Source organism: Mesorhizobium sp. WSM4904, from assembly GCF_029674545.1.
In the GTDB taxonomy this organism is placed as follows: Bacteria; Pseudomonadota; Alphaproteobacteria; order Rhizobiales; family Rhizobiaceae; genus Mesorhizobium.
The window spans coordinates 2,042,307-2,050,000 of record NZ_CP121354.1 but is presented as its reverse complement, the minus strand read 5'-3'; the positions used below and the strand labels follow the sequence as shown (position 1 = coordinate 2,050,000).

The 7,694-nt window shown below is 64.2% G+C and carries 6 protein-coding genes (1 of these 6 only partly in view); 2 read left to right on the top strand and 4 right to left on the bottom strand.

The features are described 5' to 3' along the window. Nucleotides 1–267: the 3' end of a M23 family metallopeptidase gene (locus QAZ47_RS09765; protein WP_278233090.1), read on the top strand. 1,713 nt of this gene lie to the left of the window's left edge; the window shows 267 of its 1,980 coding nt (coding positions 1,714–1,980); its start codon lies beyond the left edge, outside the window; the stop codon is at nucleotides 265–267. Between the two features lie 10 nt (nucleotides 268–277). On the opposite strand, the gene QAZ47_RS09760 is transcribed toward QAZ47_RS09765, so the two are convergent. Further along, nucleotides 278–1,834, bottom strand: coding sequence for an MFS transporter (locus QAZ47_RS09760; RefSeq protein WP_278206529.1), 1,557 nt, complete (start codon nucleotides 1,832–1,834; stop codon nucleotides 278–280). Between the two features lie 172 nt (nucleotides 1,835–2,006). On the opposite strand from QAZ47_RS09760, the gene QAZ47_RS09755 reads away from it, so the two are divergent. After that, nucleotides 2,007–2,639, top strand: a complete 633-nt coding sequence (locus QAZ47_RS09755; protein WP_278233089.1) for a TMEM175 family protein — start codon at nucleotides 2,007–2,009, stop codon at nucleotides 2,637–2,639. On the opposite strand, the gene QAZ47_RS09750 is transcribed toward QAZ47_RS09755, so the two are convergent. The 3 genes from QAZ47_RS09750 to clpB form a co-directional block, all read right to left on the bottom strand. Continuing rightward, complete coding sequence (locus tag QAZ47_RS09750) at nucleotides 2,613–4,145, bottom strand: L,D-transpeptidase family protein (RefSeq protein ID WP_278233088.1); 1,533 nt, start codon at nucleotides 4,143–4,145, stop codon at nucleotides 2,613–2,615. The two genes, QAZ47_RS09755 and QAZ47_RS09750, sit on opposite strands and share 27 nt — an antisense overlap. A 142-nt stretch (nucleotides 4,146–4,287) precedes the next feature. After that, nucleotides 4,288–4,647 carry an MmcQ/YjbR family DNA-binding protein gene (locus tag QAZ47_RS09745; RefSeq protein ID WP_278233087.1) on the bottom strand — a complete coding sequence of 120 codons (360 nt, stop codon included), beginning with the start codon at nucleotides 4,645–4,647 and terminating at the stop codon, nucleotides 4,288–4,290. Nucleotides 4,648–4,787: 140 nt separating this feature from the next. Then, nucleotides 4,788–7,394: an ATP-dependent chaperone ClpB gene (gene clpB, locus QAZ47_RS09740; protein ID WP_278233086.1), complete on the bottom strand. Its 2,607-nt coding sequence runs from the start codon at nucleotides 7,392–7,394 to the stop codon at nucleotides 4,788–4,790. Between the last annotated feature and the right edge of the window lie 300 nt (nucleotides 7,395–7,694).

Genomic DNA, 7,694 nt, shown 5'->3' with positions numbered 1-7,694 from the left:
GGCGTCCATGTCCGGCAGGGCCAGGTCATCGGCTATCTCGGCCAGACCGGCCTCTCCACCGGCCCGCACCTTCACTACGAGCTGATCGTCAACGGCACCAAGGTCGATTCGATGCGCGTCCGCCTGCCGGTCGGCAAAGTGCTGAAGGGTGACGATCTCGTCGCCTTCAAGAAAGAGCGCGAACGCATCGACGACCTGCTCAAGCAGGAAGACGGAAATTCGCTGAAGGTGGCCAGCGCCAAGACCGATTCGCAGCTTCCCAACTGAGCGACATGCTTTAACCGCGCGAATCATCCGTTCGCTGCGGCCAAGGCAGTGCCTGTCCAGGCACGGTGAACCAGGCGATGATCGACGACAGCAGGCAAAGCAACGCCGTGACGGCGGCAACCGCGGCAAAAGCCGAATCGCTTGCCGCAATCCTCAACGCATCGAGATTGGCCGCGAGTGCGGACGTGGGCGGCTCGCCGAAACCGGGGATGCCGGCTGGGCTGCCGGTCGATCGCGCATAGACGAAAGCCGCGAGCGACCCCATGGCGGCCACCGCGATCAGCCCGCCGACGCGCGAGACGGCGTTGTTGATGCCTGATGCGGCGCCCGTGTCCTTGTCCTCGACCGAGGTCATGACCGCCGTCGACAGCGGCGACACGACGAGCGCCATGCCGAGCCCCATCACGGCCATCAGCGGAAAGGTCCCGGTCCAGAAATTGTGGATGCCGGCCTGGGCGAGCAGGGCCATGCCCGCAAAGGCGATGGCAACGACGAAGCTGCCGGCAGCGATCGGCAGGCGCGGGCCGATCCGGTCGGACCACTGGCCGACCGGGCCCGACAGCAGCGCGATCGATGCCGACAGAGGCAGGAAGATGAAGCCGACTTCGGCCGAGCTCAATCCCCAGCCCGCGATCAGGACCATCGGCAGATAGAAGAGATTCGCCGACAGCGCGAAATAGAGGAAGAAGGTCGCGAGATTGGCGCCGGCGAACGCGCCGATGCGAAACAGGCCGAGATCGATCATCGGTTCACGCTGCCAGCGCTCGTAGAAGATGAAGACCACAAGCAGGACGACGCCGGCGACGATGGCCGGCCCGGACATCATCCCGCCGCCCTCGGCGTTCATTGCGGTCAACCCGTAAGCCAGCGCCCCGAAGGCGAGTGTGGCAAGCGCGGCGCCCCCGAGGTCGAGGCTGCGCTTTTCGGTCGGCTGGTCGGCCGGTATCTTGGCGAGCAGCAGATAGATCGAAATCAGTCCGAGCGGCAGGTTGACGGCAAATATCGCGCGCCAGACGCCATTGCCGAAGGTCGAAAGCACGAAGCCGCCAAGCACCGGACCAAGCGCCGTCGTCAGCGCCGAAGCGGCCGCCCAGATGCCGATCGCCCGGCCGCGTTCTTTTTTCGGATAGGCCTTGGCGATGATGGCGAGGCTGCCGGGCACCATGATGGCGGCGCCGATGCCCTGGATGGCACGGAAGCCGATCAGTACCGCCGGATCGGGTGCCAGCGCGCAGGCGAGCGAGGAGGCGATGAAGAGGGCGATGCCGATCACGAAAGCCCGCCTGAGGCCGAAACGGTCGCCGGCCGCACCACCCGCCAGAATCAGCGCCGAAAGCGTCAGCGCATAGGCGTTGGAAATCCACTGAGCCTCCGCCAGGCTGGCGCCGAGATCGACGCGCAGCGCAGGCATGGCGATCGCCAGGACCGAGCCGTCGATGAAGCCGAGCGCCGAGGCAAGGATCGCCGCCACCAGGACGAACTTGCGCCGCGTCTGCGGGCAGAAGGTCCCATTCGCGCGCTGGGCTGTCGAAAGCGAATCGGCGGTGGTTTCGTTCGAGGACGCCATGAATGTCTGCTTAGCTCTCCGGCGCGTGTGCAACAACCTGCCAGAGGATCGCTGTTCTTGAAACCAGGTTGCACTGGCCCCATGGCCAGGCAAATGGCAATCATGATGCAAACGAAGCGTTGCGTGCTAGGTTCCGGCCCGTCGCCGGAACTTGCGGCAAAAGGGGGAAGCCATGAAGCGGCCGCTCGAACCGTCAGCCGAAGGGCGTGGGCGCATCGTCGGTATAACCGACGGCGTCTTTGCCATCGCGCTGACCCTGATCGTGCTGGAAATCAGGGTGCCGTCGCATGAAGCGGTGCATTCGGAGAGCGAGTTGCTTGCGGCTATCCTGGCGCTCGCGCCGCGTTTCCTGACTTACGCGTTGAGCTTCCTGACGCTGACCATCTTCTGGTTCGGCCAGCAGGCGCAGCATGGCCTGATCGCAAAATCGGACCGGAGACTCGCGACGCTCAATCTCTGCTTTCTCGCCTTCATCGCCCTTTTGCCGTTCTCCACCGACCTGCTGGCCGATTTCCTCGAATTCAGGGTCGCGGTGGTCATCTACTGGCTGAATCTTCTGATGCTCGGCGCCACGCTGTTCGCAAGCTGGTGGTACGCCGACAGGAACGGCATGCTGGCTGAGGATGTCGATGCGCAAACGCGGCGCACCGTCTATCAGCGCATCGTCAAGGCGCAGACCCTTTGGGCGATCGGCACGGCACTTTGCCTCGTCACCCCGCTGGCGAGCATAGCCTTCATCCTGCTCGTGCAGCTGATCTATGCCGCCGCGCTGCGCGGCTCATTGCTGCGTAAAATCGTCGGTTGAGGTCCCGCCGACATCCGCGATCGTTGGTCCGCCGACGAATTCCACGGTGACGCCCGGCGACACCAGCTTGGCGAGTTCGCGCGCGTCCCAGTTGGTCAGGCGCACGCAGCCATGGCTTTCGGTCTTGCCGATCTTGGAGGGATCGGGCGTGCCGTGGATGCCGTAGGTCGGCTTGTCGAGCGCGATCCAGACCGAGCCCACCGGACCGTTCGGCCCTGGCGGGATGGTCAGGATCTTGTCGTTCTGGCCCTGCTTGAAATTGATGTTGGGGTTGTAGGTGTAATTGGGGTCGAGCGCGATGCGCGACACGGTGTGTATGCCGGTGGGCGACGGCGTGTCGGCCGAGCCGATGGTGGCCGGATAGGCCGCGACCAGCTTGCCGCCCGCCTCATAGGCGAAAACTTCCTTCTTGTCCTTGTCGGCAACGATGCGGGCGACCGGCGTCGACACCAGCTTGCCGAAATTGGCGACCTTGATGATCGTGCCGGGGCGGTTGAAGTCGAGCCCTTTGTTGATCGACTTCAGATAGCCTTCGTCCATATGGAAACGTTCGGCGAGCGCTTCGGTGACCGAGGTGTAGCCCATGCGGTCCAGCTTGGCCTTCTGGCTGTAATCTTCCGGGATCGAGGCGACATAGGGGCCGGCCGCGTCCTCGGGCGTGATCGTGTAGGAGGCGAAGGCGTCTCCGCCGGACTGGGCAAGTGCCGACTGTATGCCGACCGCGTCGGTCGATTTCAGATCGCTGCCGGTGATCTGGTTATAGGCGGCCAAGGCCTTGTCGACATTGGAGCCGAAGCGCCCGTCGATGACGCCGGGCGAAGCGCCGGCGCGATCGAGCAGCACCTGAAGTTCGGCCACGTCCTGGCGCACGCCGAGCGACAGCGACGGATCGACGGTGGCCTTGCCGCCGGTGTCCGGAGGCAGGGCGGTCTCCGGGCTGGTCTGCAGCACATCCCCCTGGCCTGGCTGCGGTTCGATCGACGCCTCGTTCAGCGGCTGGCGCCTGATGGTGTCCGACTTCGGCGCCTCCGGATAGGTGGTGGCGTAACCCTCGTCATTCGGGGCCGGCGGATAAGCCTCGACGGAATTGTCGCCATAAGGATCGTTCTCGTCGACCGGCGGCGGAATGACCCTGCCGTTCTCTTCCAGCTGCTTGCGGCGGAAGCGGGCCATGTCGTCGGGATTGTCAAGATAATAGCGGTCGTCGTCCTCGACCGGCGCGCGTCCGAGTTCCTGCATCCGCAGCTGGCGGCGCAGCGCCCGGCGGTCGAGCCTGCTCTGCGGCGGTTGGATGGCGATGACCTTGCCGGTGTCGGCATCGACCAGCACCCGGTTGCCCCTGGCGTCGTAGTAGATGTCGATATTGCCGTCCTGGGCGAGCAGGAGCGCCCCGTGCTGAGCGGGTCGAACCGCCTTCTGCGCGCCTTCCAGACCCGGCGCCGCGAGCGCGCCAGAAGAAACCAGCCCGGCCGCGAGTGCCGAAAGGGAAAAGATCGTGCGCAGCATGTGGGTCAGGCTCTCCGGGCGACTAGGGTATTGGCAACCGAATCTCTTGCCGCCAAACCAGTTACCAAAATTAAGGTTCCAACATGAACCGGGCATGAAGATGGCGGATTTCCGGCGTTTCACCATGATCCCGAACCGAATGTCAGAGCAGCCCCAGTTCGCTGCGGACCAGTTTCGTCAGCTTCAGCACGACCAGTCGGTGGCTTTCGCGCAAATAGTCCTTCAGCGCTGCATCATCCACGCTCTGGCTTGTCTGGCGCTGGATCCATTTCATGCCGCGCGAGGCGAGATAGGGCGCGGGCCGGCAACCCGGCTGTTCCTTCAGCACGTCATAGGCCATGTCGGAGCATTTGAAGGTGACGAAGACTTCGCCCTCGCGGTCGTGGCCACCGATCGCGAACACCTTGCCGCCGACCTTCCAGACATGGGCGCCGCCCCATTGCACGACATGCGTCGTGGCCGGCAGCGAGGCACAGAAGCCGTTATAGTCCTCGAGCTTCATTGGAATCGCGCCCCCTTCCGATAACCGAGATCGGTGTCGGTTTTGCGGTATGGCCCTGTCAAAAAGCAAGAGCGCAAAAAGCAAGAGCGCGCCGTACCGATCCAGTGCGACGCGCTCTTGTGGATGCACTCCGGCTCGAATCAGGCGGCGGCTTCGGTCGCCACCACGGTCGGCTTCGAGCGGAAGTTCAGACGATCGGAGCCGGCGGTGACCTTGACGGTCGAACCGTCGAGGATTTCGCCGAGCAGGATCTTCTCCGCCAGCGGGTCCTGCAGTTCCTTCTGCATCACCCGCTTCAGCGGTCTTGCGCCATAGGCCGGATCGTAGCCCTTGGACGCCAGCCATTCGATCGCGTCGTGATCGAGCGACAGCTCGATCTTGCGGTCAATGAGCAGGTTTTCCAGCCGCTTGAGCTGGATCTCGACGATGCGGTCCATGTCCTGACGGCGCAGCCGGTGGAACAGGATCACCTCGTCGACGCGGTTGAGGAACTCCGGACGGAACGAGGCCCTCACCACGCCCATCACCTCGTCGCGCACGGCATCGACGTCCTGGTCGTCACGAAGATTGACCAGATATTCGGCGCCGAGATTCGAGGTCATGACGATCAGCGTGTTGCGGAAGTCGACCGTGCGGCCCTGACCGTCGGTCAGCCGGCCGTCGTCGAGCACCTGGAGGAGCACGTTGAACACATCCGGATGCGCCTTCTCGATCTCGTCGAACAGCACGACCTGGTATGGCCGGCGCCGCACCGCTTCGGTGAGCGAGCCACCTTCCTCATAGCCGACATAGCCGGGAGGCGCGCCGATCAGCCGGGCGACCGAGTGCTTCTCCATGAACTCCGACATGTCGATGCGCACCATGGCGCCCTCGTCGTCGAACAGGAAGCTTGCGAGCGCCTTGGTCAGCTCCGTCTTGCCGACGCCGGTGGGTCCAAGGAACATGAACGAGCCGATCGGCCGGTTCGGATCCTGCAGGCCCGCGCGGGCGCGACGCACCGCTTTCGACACGGCCTGCACCGCCTCGCCCTGGCCGACGACGCGCTTGCCGATCTCGTCTTCCATGCGAAGCAGCTTCTCGCGCTGTCCCTCGAGCATCTTGTCGACCGGAATGCCGGTCCAGCGCGACACGACATGGGCGACATGGTCGGGGGTGACCACCTCTTCCACCATGCCGGCCTTGCCGTCCTGGGCTTCGGCCTCCTTGAGCTTCTTCTCCAGCTCCGGGATCTTGCCGTAGGCAAGCTCGCCGGCGCGCTGGAACTCGCCCTTGCGCTGGGCGATCGCCAGCTCGTTGCGCATCTCGTCGAGCTGCTTCTTCAGGTCGGCGGCAAGGCCGAGCTTCTGCTTTTCCGCCTGCCACTTCGCGGTCAGCTCGGTCGACTGCTCTTCGAGGTCGGCCAGTTCCTTCTCCAACTTTGCCAGCCGGTCCTTCGAAGCCTCGTCCTTCTCGACCTTCAGCGCCTCGCGCTCGATCTTGAGCTGCATGACGCGGCGATCGATCTCGTCCAGCGCCTCGGGCTTGGAATCGACCTGCATCCTCAGCCGCGACGCGGCCTCGTCGACCAGGTCGATCGCCTTGTCCGGCAGGAAGCGGTCGGCGATGTAGCGGTTGGAAAGCGTCGCGGCCGAGACGAGCGCGGAGTCGGAAATACGCACCTTGTGGTGCTGCTCGTATTTCTCCTTCAGGCCGCGCAGGATCGAGACGGTGTCCTCGACCGTCGGCTCGTCGACGAAGACCGGCTGGAAGCGGCGGGCAAGCGCGGCGTCCTTCTCGACATGCTTGCGGTATTCGTCGAGCGTGGTCGCGCCGACGCAGTGCAATTCGCCGCGCGCCAGCGCGGGCTTCAGAAGGTTGGACGCATCCATCGCGCCGTCAGCCTTGCCGGCGCCGACCAGCGTATGCATCTCGTCGATGAACAGGATGATGTTGCCGTTGGCCGAGGTGACCTCGTTGAGCACGGCCTTCAACCGCTCCTCGAACTCGCCGCGATACTTGGCGCCGGCAATCAGCGCGCCCATGTCGAGCGCCATCAGCTGCTTGTCCTTCAGCGATTCCGGCACGTCGCCATTGACGATGCGCAGCGCCAGGCCTTCGGCGATCGCCGTCTTGCCGACGCCGGGTTCGCCGATCAGCACCGGATTGTTCTTGGTGCGCCGCGACAGCACCTGGATGGTACGGCGGATCTCGTCGTCGCGGCCGATGACCGGATCGAGCTTGCCGGAGCGGGCATCCGCGGTCAGGTCGCGGGCGTATTTCTTCAGCGCATCGTAGCCCTGCTCGGCATTGGCCGAATCGGCGGTGCGGCCCTTGCGGACGTCGTTGATGACCTGGTTCAGCGCCTGCGCGGTGACGCCGGCCTTGGCCAGGATGTCGGCGGTCTTGGCCGACTTTTCCATGGCGAGCGCCTGCAACAGCCGCTCGACGGTGACGAAGCTGTCGCCGGCCTTCTTGGCCAGCTCCTCGGCGGTCGAAAACACCTTGGCGAGCGGCTGGGCGAGGTAGAGCTGGCCGTTGCCGCCTTCGACCTTGGGCATGGCCTCCAACGCCGCCTCGACGCCGAGCTTGACGTCGCGGACACGGCCGCCGGCGCGCTCTATCAAGGACGCGGCAAGGCCCTCGTCGTCATCGACGAGCACCTTGAGCATATGTTCGGGAGTGAATTGCTGGTGGTTACGCGAGAGCGCCATGGTTTGCGCGGACTGGATGAAACCGCGCACGCGCTCGGAATATTTCTCAATATTCATATGTGTCTCCTTCCGTCACCGGCCCGCTTTGCGGCACCGGATCAGATTGCGGTGACGGACCCGCTCATTCGAGCCGAGCCCTGTTCAGCCGAGATATGGTGTATGGGCCCAAGTCTCTCAAGACACCTTGATGTCGGTCAAAGCAGAATATTCTAGTGCATGTCGCCCAAAAAGTGCGCGGCGGTTTTGGGAAAACGACATGCATAAAACAAAGGCCTAAGGCGCGTCGCCTGAGTCTGCTTCTGCACGACGCGCTTTAGATGCGTACAACGAAAACGGCGGAGATTTCTCTCCGCCGTT